Origin of the sequence: Geomonas agri, assembly GCF_020179605.1 — a bacterium.
GTDB classification, from domain to species: domain Bacteria; phylum Desulfobacterota; class Desulfuromonadia; order Geobacterales; family Geobacteraceae; genus Geomonas; species Geomonas agri.
Genome location: NZ_JAINZO010000001.1, coordinates 1,171,684 through 1,189,413 on the forward strand (window position 1 = coordinate 1,171,684; position 17,730 = coordinate 1,189,413).

17 protein-coding genes are annotated in these 17,730 nt (G+C 61.2%); 10 read left to right on the forward strand and 7 right to left on the reverse strand.

Annotation, left to right across the window (positions count from 1 at the left end; translation table 11 throughout):
* Positions 1-7: 7 nt before the first annotated feature.
* Together K7R21_RS05090 and K7R21_RS05095 are read left to right on the forward strand one after the other, a co-directional pair.
* A complete protein-coding gene (locus K7R21_RS05090; RefSeq protein WP_224982195.1) occupies positions 8-1,519 on the forward strand; it encodes a 2-oxo acid dehydrogenase subunit E2 in 1,512 nt (503 codons plus the stop codon).
* A gap of 294 nt (positions 1,520-1,813) precedes the next feature.
* The gene (locus K7R21_RS05095) at positions 1,814-2,209 is read left to right on the forward strand and encodes a response regulator (RefSeq protein ID WP_183346240.1); all 396 of its coding nucleotides are present in this window, start codon (positions 1,814-1,816) and stop codon (positions 2,207-2,209) included.
* A 37-nt stretch (positions 2,210-2,246) separates the two neighbouring features.
* Here the strand turns inward: K7R21_RS05095 and K7R21_RS05100 are convergent, their stop codons facing one another.
* Positions 2,247-3,866 (reverse strand): methyl-accepting chemotaxis protein, encoded by a 1,620-nt coding sequence (locus tag K7R21_RS05100; RefSeq protein ID WP_224982196.1) that lies wholly within the window; start codon positions 3,864-3,866, stop codon positions 2,247-2,249.
* Between the two features lie 226 nt (positions 3,867-4,092).
* On the opposite strand from K7R21_RS05100, the gene K7R21_RS05105 reads away from it, so the two are divergent.
* Positions 4,093-4,530 (forward strand): PaaI family thioesterase, encoded by a 438-nt coding sequence (locus tag K7R21_RS05105; protein ID WP_224982197.1) that lies wholly within the window; start codon positions 4,093-4,095, stop codon positions 4,528-4,530.
* A gap of 163 nt (positions 4,531-4,693) precedes the next feature.
* Positions 4,694-5,116 carry a hypothetical protein gene (locus K7R21_RS05110; RefSeq protein WP_224982198.1) on the forward strand — a complete coding sequence of 141 codons (423 nt, stop codon included), beginning with the start codon at positions 4,694-4,696 and terminating at the stop codon, positions 5,114-5,116.
* Positions 5,117-5,119: 3 nt separating this feature from the next.
* On the opposite strand, the gene K7R21_RS05115 is transcribed toward K7R21_RS05110, so the two are convergent.
* Positions 5,120-6,157 (reverse strand): rhomboid family protein, encoded by a 1,038-nt coding sequence (locus K7R21_RS05115; RefSeq protein WP_224982199.1) that lies wholly within the window; start codon positions 6,155-6,157, stop codon positions 5,120-5,122.
* Positions 6,158-6,304: 147 nt separating this feature from the next.
* Here K7R21_RS05115 and K7R21_RS05120 point away from each other — a divergent pair, with 147 nt between their 5' ends.
* Positions 6,305-6,868, forward strand: coding sequence for a pyridoxamine 5'-phosphate oxidase family protein (locus tag K7R21_RS05120; protein WP_224982200.1), 564 nt, complete (start codon positions 6,305-6,307; stop codon positions 6,866-6,868).
* Between the two features lie 20 nt (positions 6,869-6,888).
* Here the strand turns inward: K7R21_RS05120 and K7R21_RS05125 are convergent, their stop codons facing one another.
* On the reverse strand, positions 6,889-7,068 hold the full coding sequence (locus K7R21_RS05125; RefSeq protein ID WP_224982201.1) for a putative signal transducing protein: 180 nt from the start codon (positions 7,066-7,068) through the stop codon (positions 6,889-6,891).
* A 28-nt stretch (positions 7,069-7,096) separates the two neighbouring features.
* Positions 7,097-7,606, reverse strand: a complete 510-nt coding sequence (locus K7R21_RS05130; RefSeq protein ID WP_224982202.1) for a DoxX family protein — start codon at positions 7,604-7,606, stop codon at positions 7,097-7,099.
* Positions 7,607-8,082: 476 nt separating this feature from the next.
* Between K7R21_RS05130 and K7R21_RS05135 the strand changes: the two genes are divergently transcribed.
* Together K7R21_RS05135 and K7R21_RS05140 are read left to right on the forward strand one after the other, a co-directional pair.
* Positions 8,083-8,439: a response regulator transcription factor gene (locus K7R21_RS05135; protein ID WP_224982203.1), complete on the forward strand. Its 357-nt coding sequence runs from the start codon at positions 8,083-8,085 to the stop codon at positions 8,437-8,439.
* A 458-nt stretch (positions 8,440-8,897) separates the two neighbouring features.
* Positions 8,898-9,767, forward strand: coding sequence for a type 2 periplasmic-binding domain-containing protein (locus K7R21_RS05140; RefSeq protein ID WP_224982204.1), 870 nt, complete (start codon positions 8,898-8,900; stop codon positions 9,765-9,767).
* 112 nt (positions 9,768-9,879) lie between these two features.
* Here K7R21_RS05140 and K7R21_RS05145 read toward each other — a convergent pair whose 3' ends face one another.
* The 3 genes from K7R21_RS05145 to K7R21_RS05155 all read right to left on the reverse strand — a co-directional run bounded on the left by K7R21_RS05145 (position 9,880) and on the right by K7R21_RS05155 (position 13,734).
* Entirely contained in the window at positions 9,880-10,281 is a 402-nt protein-coding gene (locus K7R21_RS05145; RefSeq protein ID WP_224982205.1) for a bacteriohemerythrin, read from the reverse strand.
* Between the two features lie 67 nt (positions 10,282-10,348).
* Positions 10,349-12,355: a cache domain-containing protein gene (locus tag K7R21_RS05150; protein ID WP_224982206.1), complete on the reverse strand. Its 2,007-nt coding sequence runs from the start codon at positions 12,353-12,355 to the stop codon at positions 10,349-10,351.
* The gene (locus K7R21_RS05155) at positions 12,355-13,734 is read right to left on the reverse strand and encodes a sigma-54-dependent transcriptional regulator (RefSeq protein WP_224982207.1); all 1,380 of its coding nucleotides are present in this window, start codon (positions 13,732-13,734) and stop codon (positions 12,355-12,357) included. Before K7R21_RS05155 ends, K7R21_RS05150 begins: the two co-directional genes overlap by 1 nt.
* Before the next feature lie 369 nt (positions 13,735-14,103).
* On the opposite strand from K7R21_RS05155, the gene K7R21_RS05160 reads away from it, so the two are divergent.
* From K7R21_RS05160 to K7R21_RS05170, 3 genes are read left to right on the forward strand one after another with little or no spacing between them, the layout of a single operon-like run.
* Entirely contained in the window at positions 14,104-14,448 is a 345-nt protein-coding gene (locus K7R21_RS05160) for a hypothetical protein (protein WP_224982208.1), read from the forward strand.
* 54 nt (positions 14,449-14,502) lie between these two features.
* Positions 14,503-14,979 carry a DUF3124 domain-containing protein gene (locus K7R21_RS05165; RefSeq protein ID WP_224982209.1) on the forward strand — a complete coding sequence of 159 codons (477 nt, stop codon included), beginning with the start codon at positions 14,503-14,505 and terminating at the stop codon, positions 14,977-14,979.
* A gap of 34 nt (positions 14,980-15,013) precedes the next feature.
* Complete coding sequence (locus K7R21_RS05170; RefSeq protein ID WP_224982210.1) at positions 15,014-17,728, forward strand: cation-translocating P-type ATPase; 2,715 nt, start codon at positions 15,014-15,016, stop codon at positions 17,726-17,728.
* Positions 17,729-17,730: the final 2 nt, after the last annotated feature.

Below are 17,730 nucleotides of genomic sequence, written 5' to 3' on the forward strand. Positions count from 1 at the left end.
AGCCGCCATGAACGAGATCGTCATGCCTAAACTCTCCGATACCATGACCGAGGGGAGGCTGGTCGGTTGGAAGAAGCGGGTAGGAGACGAGGTGCGCCGCGGAGAGGTGATCGCTGAGGTGGAAACCGACAAGGCGAACATGGAACTCGAAGCCTTTGTGCCTGGAGTGATGCTGGAAATCAAGGTCCAGCCCGGCGAAATGGTGCGGGTCGGGACGGTGATCGCCGTGGTCGGCAAGGCCGGTGAAAAGAGTGGTAGTGCCCCCTCTGCTGAAGCGGGTCCGCTGTCGGCCGGTGTTAGCGAGCCAGAGGCCGCCCCACAGACCCAAGAGGAGACGCAGGGACAGGGGACCGAGGCGGCCGAGGGGGCATCGGCTGAGCAGGGGCATGGGGGCGCCGCGCCCAAAACGGAGCCGGCCCGGAAGGAGGATCTCGAGGTTCAGGAGGGGGAACACCAGGCTCCGGCCGCACCTCCTGTTCCTGGAGAGGACACGACCCAGCCGGCAGCGGAATCCCCGGGTGCGCCCACGCAATACATCCAGACTAGGGCACCGTCCCCCGGCGGGGCCGCACCCGAGGCCATCGCCCCGGGACGAGAACGGGCCGCGCCGGTGGTACGCCGCCGCGCCAGGGAACTCGGCATCGACCTGGCCCGGGTGCGGGGCACCGGCCCGGACGGACGCATCCTGCTCCAGGACCTGGAGCAGGATGGGGAGGGGGGCAAGCCTGCGCAGGGGGGCGAGGCCGGACGTGCGGCGCAGCCTGAAGGCCAGCCACAGGTGCAGGCGGTTCAGCCGACGGTTGAAGCCGCGCCCACCGAGACCAGGGCCCAGGGGCCAAGGCTGGTACAGGAAGTGAAGGCGATGTCCAGGCTGAGGGCGGCGGTTGCCAAAACCGTTGCAGAATCATGGGCGCATATCCCCCACTTCACCGTCACCATGGACATTGCCATGGACGATGCGGAATCGGTGCGGCGCCAGTTGAAACAAAGTGGCATGCGCATCACCGTGAACGACATCATCGTCAAGGCGGTGGCGCTCGCGTTGGTGAAGTTCCCCCAGATGAACGCGAGCTTTAGCCAGGAAGGTTTGCAATTTCACGGGGAAGTGAACGTCAGCGTGGCGGTGGGGGTCCCCGAGGGGGTGCTCATGCCGGTGATCCATGGCTGCCAGGATCTTTCCCTGCCGGCGATTGCCCAGGAAGCCGAGCGGTTGGTCCAGCGCTCAAGGTCCGGCGCCCTAACCGAACAGGAGATGAATGGCGGAACCTTTTCCGTCTCCAACCTAGGCATGTTCCAAGTGAGCAGCTTCAGTGCCGTGATCCCGCCTGCCCAGGCGGCGGTGCTCGCGGTTGGGGCCGTGGTCGACGTCCCGGTGCTGCGCTCGGGCGTGCTGGCCAGCGCCAAGGTTATGAAAGTCACCCTTTCGGCTGACCATCGTGTCGTTGACGGAGCCTACGCCGCACAGTTCCTTGTTGAACTGCGGGACGTGCTGGAAAACCCGGTGCGCCTGCTCATGTAACCGAGAAGGGGCAGGCCTCCGGCCTGCCCCCTGTCCTTCACCCTCCCCAAAGCCCTGCACACTGTCATTTCCTGGTTTCTAGGTAATTAGTTGCTGGTCTCTCTTTTCCCAGCCAGCCGACATTCCGTCTTTTCTTGCCTGCCCTACAAAAAACGTCCAGCCCCAGCAGGCCCTTTTTTTTATTATCGAGCTAAAGAATGGTTCCCATGAGCCGATAGAGAAAAGTGCCGCAGGGCAAAACACTCCCGAAGGAGTGTCTGGGGCTGAACACACACCAAGAACTGGGGGAGAGCTATGAAGTGCTTGATAGTAGATGACGAGGCTTTTTGCCGTGACTTTGTCGCCACCTTGCTTAGCGCGACGGCGGATTGTCACCAAGCCACCAGCGGCATGGAGGCTCTCGAAAAATACAACGCCGCCCTGGCGAGTGACGAGCCGTTTGACCTGGTGATCATGGACATCATGATGCCGGGCATGAGCGGCCACGATGCAGCCAAGGCGATCAGGCATATCGAGAAGGAGCAGAAACCGGCCAAGCGGGTGAACATCGTGATGTTGACCGCGCTGAATTCCTCTAACGATGCCATGGAGTCCTTCTGCAACGCACAGTCGGCGGCCTACCTGGTGAAGCCGGTTTCCAAGGAAGGGCTTTTCAACGTGCTGTCCAAGCTCGGATTGATGAAGCGCTAGCACCATTACCGGGGGGAGCTGCAACTCCCCCCGGTCACTACGCCACCTTGAATTGGGTCACCAGTGTGCCCAAATCGTCGGACAGGCTGGCCAACTCGGCGGCAGCCATCGACGATTCCTGGGATCCCTGGACAGTGAGCTGCACTACCTCGGAGATCCTGGTGATATTGCCGGTTATCTCGCTGATGGTGGCAGTCTGCTCCTCCGCCGCGGTGGCGATCTGGTTCACCTGCATGCTTACCGCGTTGATCTGGTCCAGGATCTCCTGCAGCGCCGCACCAGACTTGGCGGCTTCCTCGGTCCCCTGCTGCACCTCGCGCACACCTTCCTCCATCGCCAGCACAGCTCCTTTCGTTTCACCTTGAATCGCCTTGATCATCTCGCCGATCTCCCGCGTCGCCTTGGTCGTCCGCTCCGCCAGAGCTCGCACCTCGTCGGCGACCACCGCAAAGCCGCGCCCCTGCTCACCGGCGCGGGCCGCCTCGATGGCAGCGTTGAGGGCCAGCAGGTTGGTCTGGTCCGCGATGTCCTCGATGGTGCCCACGATGGCGCCGATCTGGTCGGAACGGGCGCCGAGACTCTCTACCGTTCGCGAGGTGGCGTTGACCCGGTCGGCAATGCGATTCATCACCTCCACGGTCTGAGCCACCACTTGTGCCCCGGTCTCCGCTGCGCTGCTGGCCTGCTTGGAGTTACGGGCAGCTTCGTGGCAGTTGAGCGCGATTTCGTTGGATGTGGCCGACATCTGCTCACTGGCGGTGGCGACCGTCTGGGCCTGACAGGCGACCAGTTCGGCCCCGCTTGCCATCTGCTCGGAACTGCGCTGCAGCAGGCTCGATGACGCTGCGATACCGCTTGATATGTCACTGGTTCGGGTCACTACGTCACGCAGGTGCTGCAAAATGCTGCCAATGGCAGCCATTAGCCGGCCTGTTCTCGCAGTATCGTCGGTCTCGACCTTAGCCGTCAGGTCGCGTTGCGCGATGCGCGCGGCGGTAACTACGGCAAGTTCGAGGGGAGCGGTAACGCTCCTGTCCAGCCACAGGGCACTGAGAAACGCGGCGCCGATGGCGACCAATAGCAGTGCGAGGATTGTTAGCCGGGCGCTTCTCACACTTGCCGGAGCCTGGGCCTGAATGACTTCGTGGGCAGTGACGGCAGCGCCAAATTGCGCAAGCATTTCCTGGACCTCGCCCCGGCGCCCCTTGAGGTCCCGCAACGCCTGGAGCGCCATCTCCTTGTCTCCCAAGTTTATCAGCTGTGAAGCCCTGCTGCGAGCCGATTGCGCCGCGGCTACCTTGGCAGACAAAGCCTGAAGCAGTGCCTTGTCCTTGTCTGTGGCGGACATAGTTTTGAGCTTGGCAAGCTGTTCGGCAATCGTCTTCTCGGCAGTTCCACTGGCGTTCAATTCGGAACGTGCTGCCGTCACCCCCCCGCTCGCCAGCGCCTCGGCCAGCCGCTGCCCGGCAACGGCGCTCGCGGCCCCGATCTCAGCGATGGCCCGCGTCCGAGCGACTTGTCCGTCGGCCTGGCTTACCGCGCTACTGGCAGCGACACTCATGCCGTACAAAGCGGTGACTGCCAGGATAACCGACACCACGCTGCTGATGCCTACGCCGACGAGGAGTTTGGCCCTGAGGTTCAAGTTGGTGCGCATCCCTTGCCTCCTGTGACTGCCGGTGTATTGAGAAAAATTAAAATAAATTCACAGTATAGGGTGGGATGCCGCCCTGTCAAGGTGGCGTGACAGGGCGGGAGGGGGCTTACTTCCCGGTAGCGGACGTGTGTCGGGAACGGCGTCATTTGTCTTTGCAGCCGACTCATCCCTGTGTTAGGTTGCGCCAACAGGTGCGGCTTGAAATGACCGTAAAGGAGTTATTGATATGGATGAGAAACTGAAAGAGGCGATTTTTCGACAGGTTGAAAGTGAACCTTTCGCTCAGGCGTTGAAGATGGAGTTGGTAGAACTCGATGACGGTTTTTCTGCCGTGGAGATGGCTTACGATACGGCGACTATGAACAACATGTTCGGCCGGGCCCACGGAGGCGCGATCTTCTCGCTGATCGATGAAGCCTTCGAGACCGTCTGCCAGACCGTCGGCAGCGTCACCGTTGCCCTCAACGTCTCGGTGAATTACGTGGCGAGTCCGGAGGTAGGGGCGAGGCTCAGGGCCGAGGCACGTGAGGTGAACAGCACCAGGAAAACAGCCAGCTACGATATAAAGGTGCATGATCAGGACGGCATGCTCATAGCGGTATGCCAGGCACTGGCATATCGAACCGGCAAGCCGTTACCGTTTCTCACAGTGACGCAGGTGTAGTCTCCGAACTCAGCCAGTAGTGACAGGAAATCAGCGACAGAGTTATAATGGTCATGATCCAGTTCGATGTGAGTGTCATCACCAGGCATAGCGTGTTTTATGGCCGGGATAGATGAAACAAATGCGGGCTGGAGAGGAAACCTGTAATGGTTGAGGAGGAGTTATGAAAAGAACTTTTCTGATCCTCGTGGCGCTGTTGTTGATCGGCCTCAGTGGTCGTACTGCTGCGGCAGAGGTAAACCTCAGCATCAACATCGGTCCGCCAATAGTGATTGGCGCACCGTCGGCCATGGTCATGGTGCCGGGGACCAGGGTTTATTTCGCGCCCGGGTTCGAAGCTGACATCTTTTTCTACGGCGGCTATTGGTGGTCGCCGCGCGGCGACCGCTGGTATCGGGCCGGCGACTATGACGGGCCGTGGCGCATGGTGTCACGCAGTTCGGTACCGCGCCCCGTGTACCGAGTGCCGAAGGAGTACCGCGAGATGTACGGCAGGGAACGCCACATCCCGTATGGTCAATGGAAGAAGGAACGAGGAGGACACGGCAATGGCGGCGGCCGCGGTCATGGTCGCGGCCACGACTAGCCGTCAGCCGGACTGGCTTATGGCCAGCCACCAGGCGTAAAGCACCACCGAGGCGCTGGCCAGCGCGAGCAGAGCGTTGGCCAGACGTCCCGGCCTGCCCACGTATCCCACCAGCAGTTCAGCGACAAACCCGAACAGACAGCCGAACATGAACCCGAAGAGGTGAGCGCCCAAATCCGTCCTTTCCCCTTCAGTGCCCAAGAGTACCAGTAGCGACAGCGCCGCGGCGATAGGAAGCGGCCAGCGCCTGCGCAAGTGGTGCCGGTAGCGCATCATGGTGAGGGCGCCCAGGATGCCGACCGCGCCGAAAACGGCCGTCGAGGCGCCCACCGAGGTGTGACTGGGAAGCTGGAAGTAGGCGTTGGCCAGGTTACCGCAGACGCCGGACGCGAGGAGCAGCGTCCAGGCCATCCCCGAGCCCAGATCCCGGCAGAGGTAGACGATGAAGACCCCGCCGATGGCGAGGTTGCTGACAAGGTGCAGCGCATCGGCGTGCAGGGTCAGTGCCGTCACCAGGCGCCACCATTCCCCCTTGAGGATGAGGCCGGCATGGGCGTTGCCGATGTCGAGCCAGTCGACGGGGTAGTGGCCGAGGACCTTCAGGTCCAGGTTGGTCAGATTGTGGAAGGTGGCCAAGAGAACCAGGATGGAAAGGGTCGGTAGGGTGTTCTCCTTCATGGGGTGCACCGGCGGCAAAAACGGCGGCCAGTTGCGGTTCTCCTCGACGTAGAGGTTCAGTTCCCGGCAGGCGGCGTCGTAGTTCTCCGGTGCGACCCACACCTGCCATCCGCGCGGTCCCGGCTCCAGCCTGCACTCGATGAAACGCGACTCCAGCACCAGCGCCCACAGGCGGGCCTGGCGCAGGGACAGCTTGCGCCCCCGCTCCTCCACCCGCCAGACCGGAACGATACGCCAATCGTCCTGGGGCTCTACGCTATGTTCCTGCTCCTCGGTCATGCCGGGCAGTATGTCAGATCCTTCCCGCTCCGTCATCAACAAAGGGGATGTTGCATCGCAGGTCTCTTCTCCCTGTCGCTCCATGTTGCTTTTACCTGCCGTTGGCTCGCTTTAAAGGCGGCCAGGCCCCTTCCTTGACTATTTTTCTCCCAGTGCTAAAAGAACGTAATGCTGACGCACGGTTAAATCAAGGGGGGCTGACGGAAAGATTGATCCCAAGGAGAAACGAGGATGCGATCCAGAGTCAGGCTGACGAAAGCAGCGGTCCCGCAAGCGATGCGGCTTCTTGGTGAACGCAGCGGCGCTCCCGGCGGCAGGAACCGTCATCCCTCGCGCAGGTGGCCGATCAGGATGCGCTGGCATCGCCGGCTGATCCGCCTTGGCAAGAGGAGGTACGTCAACATGATCACCGATAAGATACGGGAACTGGCCGAGCGGGTGGGATATGCCTTCGTAGCCAGCAGCGATACCGGCGGCCATCCGCACCTTGCGGCAGGCAGGGGCATCGTCCTGTTCGAGCCGAACAGGCTGGTGTTCGAGTCCTGGTTCTGCCCAACCACGATGAAGAACCTGAAGGAGAACCCGCACGTCTCGGTGGTGGTTGCCGACGATACAGGAAATGGTTACCAGTTCGTGGGGAAGGTGGAGAAGGCGACCGACACCGCGGTCTTGAATGGATATGCCCCTGAACTCGAGCCTGCCGGACTGCCGCAGGTGCAGTGGAGGCTCGAGATCAGGGTAGAAGGTGTGATGGCTTTTACTGCCGATGCTCATTCGGACCGCCCGCTCGGGTAGCTGGCGGCCCGGAGCCAGGTTCACTTCGTCTTGAGGAGCAGTTCCTCTGCCCTGGGCAGGTCTTCCTCCGCTACTGCGATTTCACCGCTTACATCTTCCTTGGCCAGGCCCGTCACGAAATACTCGACCCCGCCCTGTTTCAGCACCGCCTCGACGCGGGCCAATTCGGCTTCGCTCTTGGCATCGTAGAACTTCACCATGGTCATCCTCCTTGTGGGCTGGTGCGCCTCACAGGTGCGAGGGGGGCTGAACGGTCAACTCCGCCTCTCTCGCAGCGCGTTCGCGGCTGATCCTGCTGCGCGGGCTCTCCAGTGCACGGTCAATGGACCATCGGCCGGCACCGAAGATCATGATGTTCACCGCCACCGTGATGGCGAGCAGCTGGAATTCAACACCCGGCGACAGCTGTTTGCCGCTCCACGTGGTCAAAAAACCGGTGTCGTAGTTGAGGACCCCAAGTGACGCCAGCATCACCATGATCACAGCAGCGGCTGCGATACGAACGTAGGCTCCCAGCATTAGTGCCATACCTCCGAAGAACTGGGTCATGATGATGAGAACTCCGACTACTTTCGGCATCCCCATCTGTGTGGTCATGACAGCCATAGCCGGCTCAAAACCCAGTCCCCAAAACCATCCTAGCAGATTTTGTGCACCATGTAGAAACATCACGAGCCCCAGTCCCACTCTTAGTATCGTTCCTCCCCAGCTGTCGTTGGTCAACAATAACCTCTCCATTTTCAGTCCTCCTTTTGTCGTGTTATCGCTTCACGCCCTTGGTTCAGTTTCACACCGGTACAGTGCTGCCCCCTAGAATTTTGCTTAGCAAATTCTAATCATATCCCTTGCAAAAGCAAGAGGAGACTTTCCTGTTGAACAAGTGGGTCATGTTGCCTCACGCCCTACGTCATTTAGCGCAGGGGTGGACGGGATTTGGCGTAAAGACTGGGCTGCTAGCGGCGGATTTGTGGATTTCTTCGCCGCGCGCGGTCGCACCTGCTAACGGTCGGATTAATTTCACTCTTCCGGGAAGGCAGAAATCAACAAAGATTTCTCGGAGTTGGCCGCTGGATCAGCGGCCTGATTTTTAATAATCGGTTTGGTCGCCGACATATGTTCGAATTTTGCACAATTTGGGCACGTTTTAGGCAAATATTGTGGTCAAATGCCCACTCGGCGCGGTCAGTACTCAATTGAATGCATTGGGGTGTGAAATGAAGAGAAGGGTCCTGATAGTTGATGACGTAGCAGATATCAGGCATATGCTGCGTTTCATGGTTGAGAGGGAAGGGCACGTCATCGTGGCCGAAGCCGCCAACGGTGTCGAGGCAGTCGAGAAGTATCGCGAGCATCGCCCCGACGTCACCATTATGGACATCGACATGCCGCTGATGACCGGCGTCGAAGCTGCGCGCGAGATCCGCGACATGGGCGGCAGCACGCGGATCGTGTTCTGTAGCGGGGGGTACTCCAAGTTCGAGACTCCGCCCCAGGAACTACGTAGCGAAGGAAGCACGTTCCTGCGCAAGCCGTTTCTCCCCGCACAGTTGTATCAGGCGCTGGCTGCCTGATCTGTACCTTTATGTGATGCTGTAATTGCTTGTCATGCATTGTTCTGTATCGGTTGCAATGGTTTAGTGTGATGCATTGTCATGGATTGATGTAATGTGGTGAATGCAATATTCTTTTAATATTTCTTTCTCGTGTTATGGAGACCTGTAGTTTTTGATGTGACGGCCGTAACGGCCGCAAATGTTATCTGGTAATTGAAGTTAGCTGCAGTTAGTGGTAACCGGGAGCCTGTTCAGGCTCCCATTTTTTTCGCCCTCACGACTTTATTCACGACGTCCTTTATTTTCGGTACCTCATGAAACGGGTGCTGCTCTGCCACTGCTTCGCGCCGGCTGCCAATTTGATGTATGCGATTTGCACCAGCTTGTGCTAGGGTAGTGCTTTGCCAAGCGGCGGGCGCGCAGCCCATTGCGTCTGCCAAGAGAAATACAATGAATGGTAGGGTGGGTATTTCATCATGACCTCAGAACATCTGCAAAAAGTTAGTGATCAGCTCGACAAGCTCCACGGTCATGCCTACTTCCGGGTCGAAGAAGGGACGCTCAAGGAGAGCCTGACCGGATTAATCCTGGACGTTGTCGAGGGTGATCTCGCCGAGCAGCTGGCGAGTGGTTCTTTCGACCTGGAGGTCTCCGTCGGTGTCCAGGAAGGGGACGACGAACCGACGGTCGACTTCCGCGTCGATCGGCCCGGAGTCATCTACCGCTCCGATGCACCCATTTCACGTCTCAGTGTCGCAGCGCTGGAAGACCTGGCCCGGTACCTTGAGCACTTGGTGCATCAGGCCCAGGCGGCGCCGGTCATCGGGGAGAAGGAGGCCGGCGGCAACATCGTGCGCAAGAAACAGGACCACGATCACCACGAAAAAGAAGCGGCCGCAGCCCGTCTCAAGGTGACACCGCAGTGGTTGAAGAGCGTGATACCTTGCACCGATTACAGTTACGACGAGATAGACGGCAAGAAATACATCCGGGAGTACTACTGGTCCCGCGAGCTGATCGAACGTCTTTTCAAGATCAAGTCGAGCAAGACCACCCCGGAGGATCTGCAGTACGTGGCCAAGGAGTGCTGCGACGGCGATGCCGATTGGGCGCGCGACCTGATCGCCCGGCTCAAGTCACCCAACCGCCCGGAGCAGCAGCAAAAGGATCAGCCGCAGAAGAGTCAGCCCCAAAAGGAAAAGGAAAAGGGCACCGGCCAGCAGCAGGCGAAACCGGCGGCAGGTGATCGTCCGCGCAATCGGTCCCGGCACCGGAAGTCCTTCCGGCACGGCAAGGACGGCGCCCGCAAACCCGAGGGGGCGTCCGAGGCCAAGAAACCGTCCTGATCCACCCGATTCCGATTCAAGCGCTGCTCACGTTCACAAATGAAAAGGTCCCCCTCGTTGCCCGAGGGGGACCTTTTTTGTTGCTTCAGCATGTGCAGGGTACAGCGCCGCTTTACTTCTCGCGCAGGTACTTGGCGAAAGCGGTGTCCACTTTCTTGATGTGCTGGATCAGCCAGTTGGCCAGGGTGCGGTTGGTCTGGATCACCAGGGGGAGGGTGGCCCCCTCATCGCGGAAAGAGCGGGTCAGTTTGTCGACGTCGTTGATAAATGCGACGTGCTGCGCCTTGTGCGCCGGATAGTCGGGATAGTCGCTCCCCTTTTGCAGTTTCTCCTCAGCTGCGAAATGTTCCTTTACATAGTCCTCGAGAAAGACCAACAGCTTGAGGACTTCCTCGTTGCCTTTCCCCTCGTTGCAAGCGGTCAGCAGGCGGTCGAACCTCCTGAAGATCTCCTTGTGCTGTTCGTCGATCTCGGTCACGCCGATGGCCAGGTCACTGGTCCACTCGATGTTCATGTCGTGCTCCTTTTGGGTATGTCTGTAGTCGTGGCAATGCGCACGGGAAGCTGTAGCTGCCGCAGCGTCAGTGCTCGCTTTCTGCCGGGGCGAGCGGGTCCACCCCCGGCAGCTCTATTTCGAAGCAGGTCCCCATTCCTGGGGTGCTCGACACCCTGATGTCACCGCCGTGGTCCTTGACGATGCCGTAGGAGACCGAGAGGCCGAGGCCGGTACCGGTGTCCTTGGTGGTGAAGAAGGGGGTGAAGATCTTCTCCAGGTGCTCGGGCGATATTCCCTTGCCGGTATCGCGGATTTCCACGATGCAGCCGTTGCCCGGACCGTGCTGGCGGGTGGTGAGACGGAGCGTCCCGCCGTCGGGGAGCATGGCCTGTACCGCGTTCAGGATGATGTTGCTGAATACCTGGCGCAACTGGTCGGTATCCCCGGTGACCGGCCCCAGATTCATGTCGTATTCCCATTTCACCGAGACCGCATCCATGGGAACCTGATGTCTGATCTGTGTCACGATGTCGTCCAGAACCTCGTGCACCATGAACTGGCGCTGGTTGAGCGACTTCTGGCGCGCGAAGGTCAACAGGTTCCCCACGATCTTGGCCATCCGCTCGGTCTGCTGGCTGATGATCTCGACCTCCTCGCGGTTGGGGTGCTCGTTGGGGAGACACATCTCCAGCACCTCGGTGTTGCCGCGGATGATGGCCAGCGGGGTGTTGATCTCGTGCGCCACGCCGGCGGCGACGATGCCGAGGTCCGCGAGTTTCTCGGCGCGCGCCAGGTCGGCCTGGGTCTGCGCCAAGAGCTTGGTCTTGTCCGAAAGCTGGGCGGTGCGCTCCTCTATCTTCAGCTCCAGGGCGCGGTGCAACAGGCCGATCTCCGCCTCCTGGCGCCCGAGCGCCCGCGTCATCAGGTTGAAGGCCTCGGCCAGGTCGCCAACCTCGTCGGTCGACTGCACCTCGATCTGCAGGTCGCGCTCGCCGCGGGCCACCCGGTGCGCCAGCTTCTCCAGTTCCTTAATCGGGCGCGCCAGGAGCGTGCCGATGAAGCCGGAGACCGCGATGCCGATCAGCGAGGTTATGAAGAGCACCAGGTACAGGATCGAGTTGACGCTCTTTTGCATGTGGGTGTACGGCTTCTCTAGCATGCCGACGTATAGGGAGCCGATTGCCTTGCCTCGCAGGTCGATGATCGGTTCGTAGGCGCTGAAGTACCACTCGTTCACCACGAAGGCGCGGTCAATCCACTTCTTCTTCTCCTGGATCACCTGCTTGTAGACCTGCTCCGAGACCCGGGTGCCGATCGCCCTGGCCCCGTCGGTGGTGCGCACGTTGGTCGCGATGCGGGTGTCTCCGAGGAAAATGGTGGCGCTTCCGACGTCGGTACCCTTGAACTGGACCCCCTCGTAGACGATCTCCTTGATCTTGTCCACCAGGGCGTTGTTGTTGTTGAGGAGGATACCGCCGTAGAGCGCGCCGATCACGGTGCCCGAATTGTTTCTGAGCGGGAAGGCGGAGACCATGACCATCCCGGAACGTTCCGTCTTGTCGGCGCGCGGGCGGGCGTGCGGGGTGGAAATGAGGGGGATGGTGGCGCGGTTGGTGAGGGCGATTCCCTCTCTGCCTAGTTCCTCAGGCGTGAGTACGGTGGTTCCCGTTACCGCGATCCCCTTGAGCGCCTGCTCCACGAAGTAGGAGGACTGTCGGTCCCCTTTGAGCTGCGGGCTGTGAGCGCGGAAAAGCACGCGTCCGGAGGCGTCGACCGCGGTGAGCATGTCGAGGTGCTTGGTCTCCATGCGGCTGCGCAAAAGGGACTGGATGTTCTTTTCGCCGGCGACGATGGAGTTGGCGTTGTAGGGGTTGGTCGCGGTGAGGTCCATCAACTCCCGGATATGCTCAAGCTCGTTCCGGTACACCTCGCGCGCCGAGTTGAGGTCGGTGCGCACCTTTTCCTGGGCCTGGCTGGCGATCTTGTCGTTGATGATGTAGAGGCCGGCCAGGGAGCAGATGAAGAAGGCGACGAAGAGTGGGGCGACAGAGCCGACGGTGAGTTTGGCCCGGATCGGGAAACGCCTGAGCATCAGCGGGCGCCCTCGTCTTCAAGGCCGTACTCCTCGATCTTTCGGTCCAGGGTACGCCTGGCGATTTCGAGGATCTTGGCGGCGCGACTTTTGTTGTTGCCGGAGGCCTTGAGGACGTGCAGGATGTGTTCGCGCTCCACGGTCTCCAGGGAGACCAGGCGCTTGCCGCCGTCCTGCCTGGTTTCGGGAAGCTCGGGGGGAGTGCGCCAGACCGGAAGGGTCTCGGCTGTGATGGTGTTGCCGCGGGTCAGGATGGCGGCGCGTTCGATGGCGTTCTCCAACTCGCGAATGTTACCGGGCCAGTTGTACGACTTCAAAAGCTGCATCGCCTCGCGGGTGAAGTCGTTGATGTCGCGCTTCATGCGTGCCGAGTACTTGGCCAGGAAGTGTCGCGCCAAAAGCTCGATGTCGTCGCCGCGGTCCCGCAAGGGGGGAAGGTGCAGCGAGATCACGTTGAGCCGGAAGAAGAGGTCCTCGCGGAAGCGCTTCTGACGTACCTCCTCCTCGAGATCCTTATTGGTCGCCGCCAGAAAACGGATGTCGACGCTCTTTGCCTTGGTGTCGCCGACGGGGATAAAGTCCCCCTCCTGCAGCACGCGTAAGAGTTTCGCCTGGATGGCCGGACTCATGTCGCCCACCTCGTCCAGGAACAGCGTGCCGTGGTTGGCCGCCTCCAAAAGCCCCTTCTGTGCGGTGATGGCGCCGGTAAAGGCCCCCTTCACGTGGCCGAAGAGCTGGCTTTCCAGCAAGGTATCGGAGAGGGCGGCGCAGTTGATGGTGAGGAAGCGTTCCTTGGCCCTCGGGCTGTTATTGTGGATCAGGCTGGCCACCAGCTCCTTGCCGGTGCCTGATTCCCCGAGGATTACCACGTTGGACTCGCTCTGGGCCACCAGCATGGCCATGTCGTGCACCCGTCGGAAGGTCTCGGAGCTGAAGATAAGTGGTGTGGACGCGGACGGGATGCCCAGTTCGTCCTTGAGGGCGCTGTTTTCCTTGAGCAGTTCCTTGCGCTCCAGCACCTTTTCCAGGATGCCGAAGATCTTTTCCTTGGGGAACGGCTTGGTGACGTAGTCGTAGGCCCCCAGTTTCATCGCTTCGATGGCTGAGTTGATGGAGGCGTAGGCGGTCATCATCACGACCGGGACGTCCAGCTTCATCCGCTTCACGCGCTGCAGTATTTCCAGGCCGTCCAGGTCGGGCATCTTCACGTCAAGGAGCATCAGGTCGCCGTCATCAAGTCCGCGGTTTTCCAGGCAGTTCATCAAGGAGGTGCCGGAGCTGAATACCTCGAGATCCAGCCCCTTGGCCGATAGAATCTTGCTCAGGTACCTGAGGATCTCGACCTCGTCGTCGCAAATGATTACCTTGCCGTTGTACATAATTCTTGGTCACCTATAGTCTTGGGGCTGCTGGTACTTGCGGGCGCGCTGCCGGGCCCACGCGACTGCCCCGGGTTCTGTAGACATCGGATCACTATCTTTCGCCGGAGCCTTTCTTGTCAAGGGAAAACCTAATCAAGAGCGGAGCAGCGCCGGTCTCTGTCTCTCGGCTGAGAGGGCGCCGAAGAGCCTTGTTTGAATCAGGTGTGGCACCTGCCGCTCGACGCTAGGTCGATACCGTCATTGGATCGCAAAGGTTTAGATAATACCACGTTATCCTTTACATAACTATGATGTTACGAATTATGTTACTTTGCTACATCTACGCTATGAGATCACGCTACAAAATTGCAGCGACAGGGAGCTTTCATGATTTTTTTTGCTATTCTATTTAAAGCCATTGTTTGGATCGTCGTCTTTCGTTCGGCGCTCAGAAGCGATGGAAGAGGGATGCTGTTCCGTGCCGCAGCGATCGCTGTCGCACTTACCGTGGTGGACAGATTCAGCGTAGCAGCCAACTTGCGCCTTAGCGCGCACCTGCTCACCCTGTTCCTTTACCTGCTCATGTCTTTCAGCCTCATCCCCGCCGCATGGAAGATCCGAAACATCCTGGTGTCCCTGGCGTGCGGTACGGTTGGGACGCTGGGCGCACTGGCCGGGGTGAATTTTGCCATGGATCTCGTACGTGGCCTGGTTCCATTTCTGAACCGCTAGCCCCCGGCCACGCCTGCTATACTGCTCCGGTCATTGCCTGAAATGGAGGAAGTCATGCGTCTTGCCGCATCTTTAATACTGTTCGCCCTGCTAGCCGTCCCGGTATCCGGTTGGTCCGCGTCGGACCAGGTCCACCTTTCCAAAGGGCAGACCGTGTACGTCCCGGTCTATTCCAACGTCTTCAGCGGCCCGCGTAGCCTGCCGTACCAACTGGCCGCCACCTTGAGCATCAGGAACACCGACATGGATTCCTGGCTGCGCATCACCGCCATCGATTACTACGATACCAGTGGCAAACTCCTGCGCCGCTACCAGGACAAGCCGCTCTCCCTGGCGCCGCTGGCTAGCACCTATGTCCACATCGAGGAAAAGGACGTGGCGGGCGGCTTCGGCGCCAATTTCATTGTGAAGTGGCAGTCCGACCGCACCATCAACGCGCCGATCATCGAATCGGTCATGATAGGCGCCACTTCAGGCCAGGGGATTTCCTTCGTTAGCCCCGGACAGGTGATTCGTCCGGGCATCAGGTAGTCTGCCGCCGCATGTTCGTGCGTGAGGAGCAGCCGTGACTGCACCGGGGATACGCCAGCGCAACCGCCCTGACCAGCCAGCGCAGCTTCAACCCCCTTGGCACAGCCTCGAGCCGGACGAACTCTATCTCCGCCTTGAAACAGGTGCGGAGGGGCTCGACCCTGCCGAGGCGGCGCTACGGCTCAACCGCTTCGGCGCCAACGAACTGACCGCCGCTCAGCCGCTCTCGCCCTGGCCTGTCTTCTTCCGGCAATTCAAAAACGTCCTCATCGTCATCCTGTTCATCGCCGCCTTCCTCTCGGCACTGCTCGCCCATGCCGTCGAGGCGGTCACCATCGCGGTCATCGTCGTTTTCGCGGCACTGCTGGGATTCTGGCAGGAGTACCGGGCGGAACGGGCCCTTGAGGCCTTGCGACGCATGGCGGCGCCCGATGCTGCTGTACTGCGGGGGGGGACCGAGGTGACGGTGCCGGCTCGGGACCTGGTGCCGGGCGACCTGCTCCTGTTGCGCCCCGGCGACCGGGTCGCCGCCGACGTAAGGCTCACTGAGGCCTTCAACCTCCAGCTTGACGAGGCGGCGCTGACCGGTGAGTCGCTGCCGGTCGACAAAAAGGCCGCGCTGATCTTCCATGAGGACACACCGCTTGCCGAGCGCGGCAACATGGTCTACGCCGGCACGGTAGTGAGTTACGGCCGTGGCGCTGGGATTGTGGTCGCTACTGCTATGCACACCGAGTTTGGCGGCATCGCCAGGATGATTACCGGCATCGAGACTAGCCGGACCCCGCTGCAGGAAAACCTGGACCGGGTCGGCAATCTTCTGGCACGTGCCGCCCTGGTCGCGGTCGGCGTCATTGTCGTCGCCGGGTTGCTACGCGGCGAAGCGTTCGTAGAGATGCTCCTCTTCGGAATTGCCCTCGGCGTTGCGGCGGTACCCGAGGCCCTTCCCGCCGTGGTCACCATCTCGCTCGCCCTGGGCGTGCAGCGCATGGTCAAGCGCCACGCCCTGATGCGGCGCCTAGCGGCTGTGGAGACCCTGGGAAGCACCACGGTGATCTGCTCGGATAAAACCGGGACGCTCACCAGGGACGAGATGACGGTGCGTCGCCTGTATTGTGCCAATCAATGGTACGAGCTCTCCGGCGCCGGCTACGCCCCGGAAGGAGATTTCTCCGCACAGGGAAGGGTGGAGTTACCGAGCGTGGCGCTGGTCGAGCTGCTGCGCGTGGGCGTGCTGGCGTGCGATGCCAGGGTGGTCTGGGACGAGGCTGCCGGGCGCTGGACGGCGCAGGGGGATCCCACCGAGGCGGCCCTGGTGGTGGCCGCGGCCAAGGCGGGGCTGTCCCAGGCCGAGCTTGCCGCCCGCTATTCGCGCCTGGACGAGATCCCCTTCAGCTCGGAGCGCAAGCGGATGACGACACTGCACGCTGAGGGGCCGGCCCTGGTCGCCTGCGCCAAGGGCGCCCCCGAGGTGATCCTCTCCGCCTGCGTCACCCAGTTGACTGTGGAGGGGGAGCGCCCGCTTGACCAGGCGTCGCTTGAGGAGATCGCCAAGGCCGCCGCCGAGATGGCCACCGGGGCCCTGCGCGTACTGGCCATTGCCAGCAAGCACGACACCGACCGCGCCGAGGCCGAGAGTGGCATGACCTTCCTCGGCTTGGTGGGGATGATCGATCCTCCCCGTCCCGAGGCCCGCGCCGCCATCGTAGTCTGCCGCGAGGCCGGCATCCGCCCGGTGATGATCACCGGGGACCATCCGGTCACCGCCGCTGCCGTGGCGCGGGAGCTGGGGCTTTTAGACCAGGGGTGCGTCATCACCGGCGCCGAGCTGGAGCGGATGGACGACGCGACCCTGGAGCGTCAGGTTGGTGACATCCGCGTCTACGCGCGGGTCTCCCCGGCGCACAAGCTCCGGGTCGTCGCCGCGCTGCAAAAGCAGGGCGAGGTGGTTGCCATGACAGGCGACGGTGTTAACGATGCACCAGCGCTCAAGAAGGCGGACATCGGCATCGCCATGGGGATCACCGGCACCGCGGTCAGCAAGGAGGCCGCCGCCATGACCCTGACCGACGACAACTTCGCCTCCATCGTCGCCGCGGTGGAGGAGGGGCGGGCGATCTTCGACAACATAAAGAAGTACCTGATGTACCTGCTCGCTTCCAACACCGGCGAAATCGGCCTGATGATGGGCGCTATGCTGGCGGGGCTGCCACTGCCGCTGGGCGCGGTGCAGATTCTCTACGTGAACCTGGCCACCGACGGTCTCCCTGCCCTGGCGCTCGCGGTCGACCCCGCCGAACCCGGCCTGATGCGCCGTCCCCCCAGGGACGCGTCACGGGGGATCTTCCGCCGTACCGTGGTGACGCTGATCCTGGTGGGGGGAGCCTGGTCGGCGCTGGTTAACCTGGCACTTTTCGCCTGGGCCCGCGCATCCGGGTGTTCCGATGCCGAGGCCATGACGGTCACCTTCGTGTCGCTGGTGTTGATCCAGTTTTTCAACGCCTATAGTTTCCGTTCGGACCGCGATTCCATCTTCAGGCGCCCCTTCGCCAACAGGTGGCTGAACCGCGCCGTCCTCTGGGAGATCTGTCTGCTTTTGGTGGTGGTCTACCTGCCGGCCATGCACCGCCCCTTCGGCACCTTCTCCTTGACACTGCCGGACTGGGGGCTCATCATTCTTGCTTCGGGATCGATCGTCCCGGTCCTTGAGCTGGCCAAGTGGTATGCGCGACGCCGCGGCGCCGCTTAGAA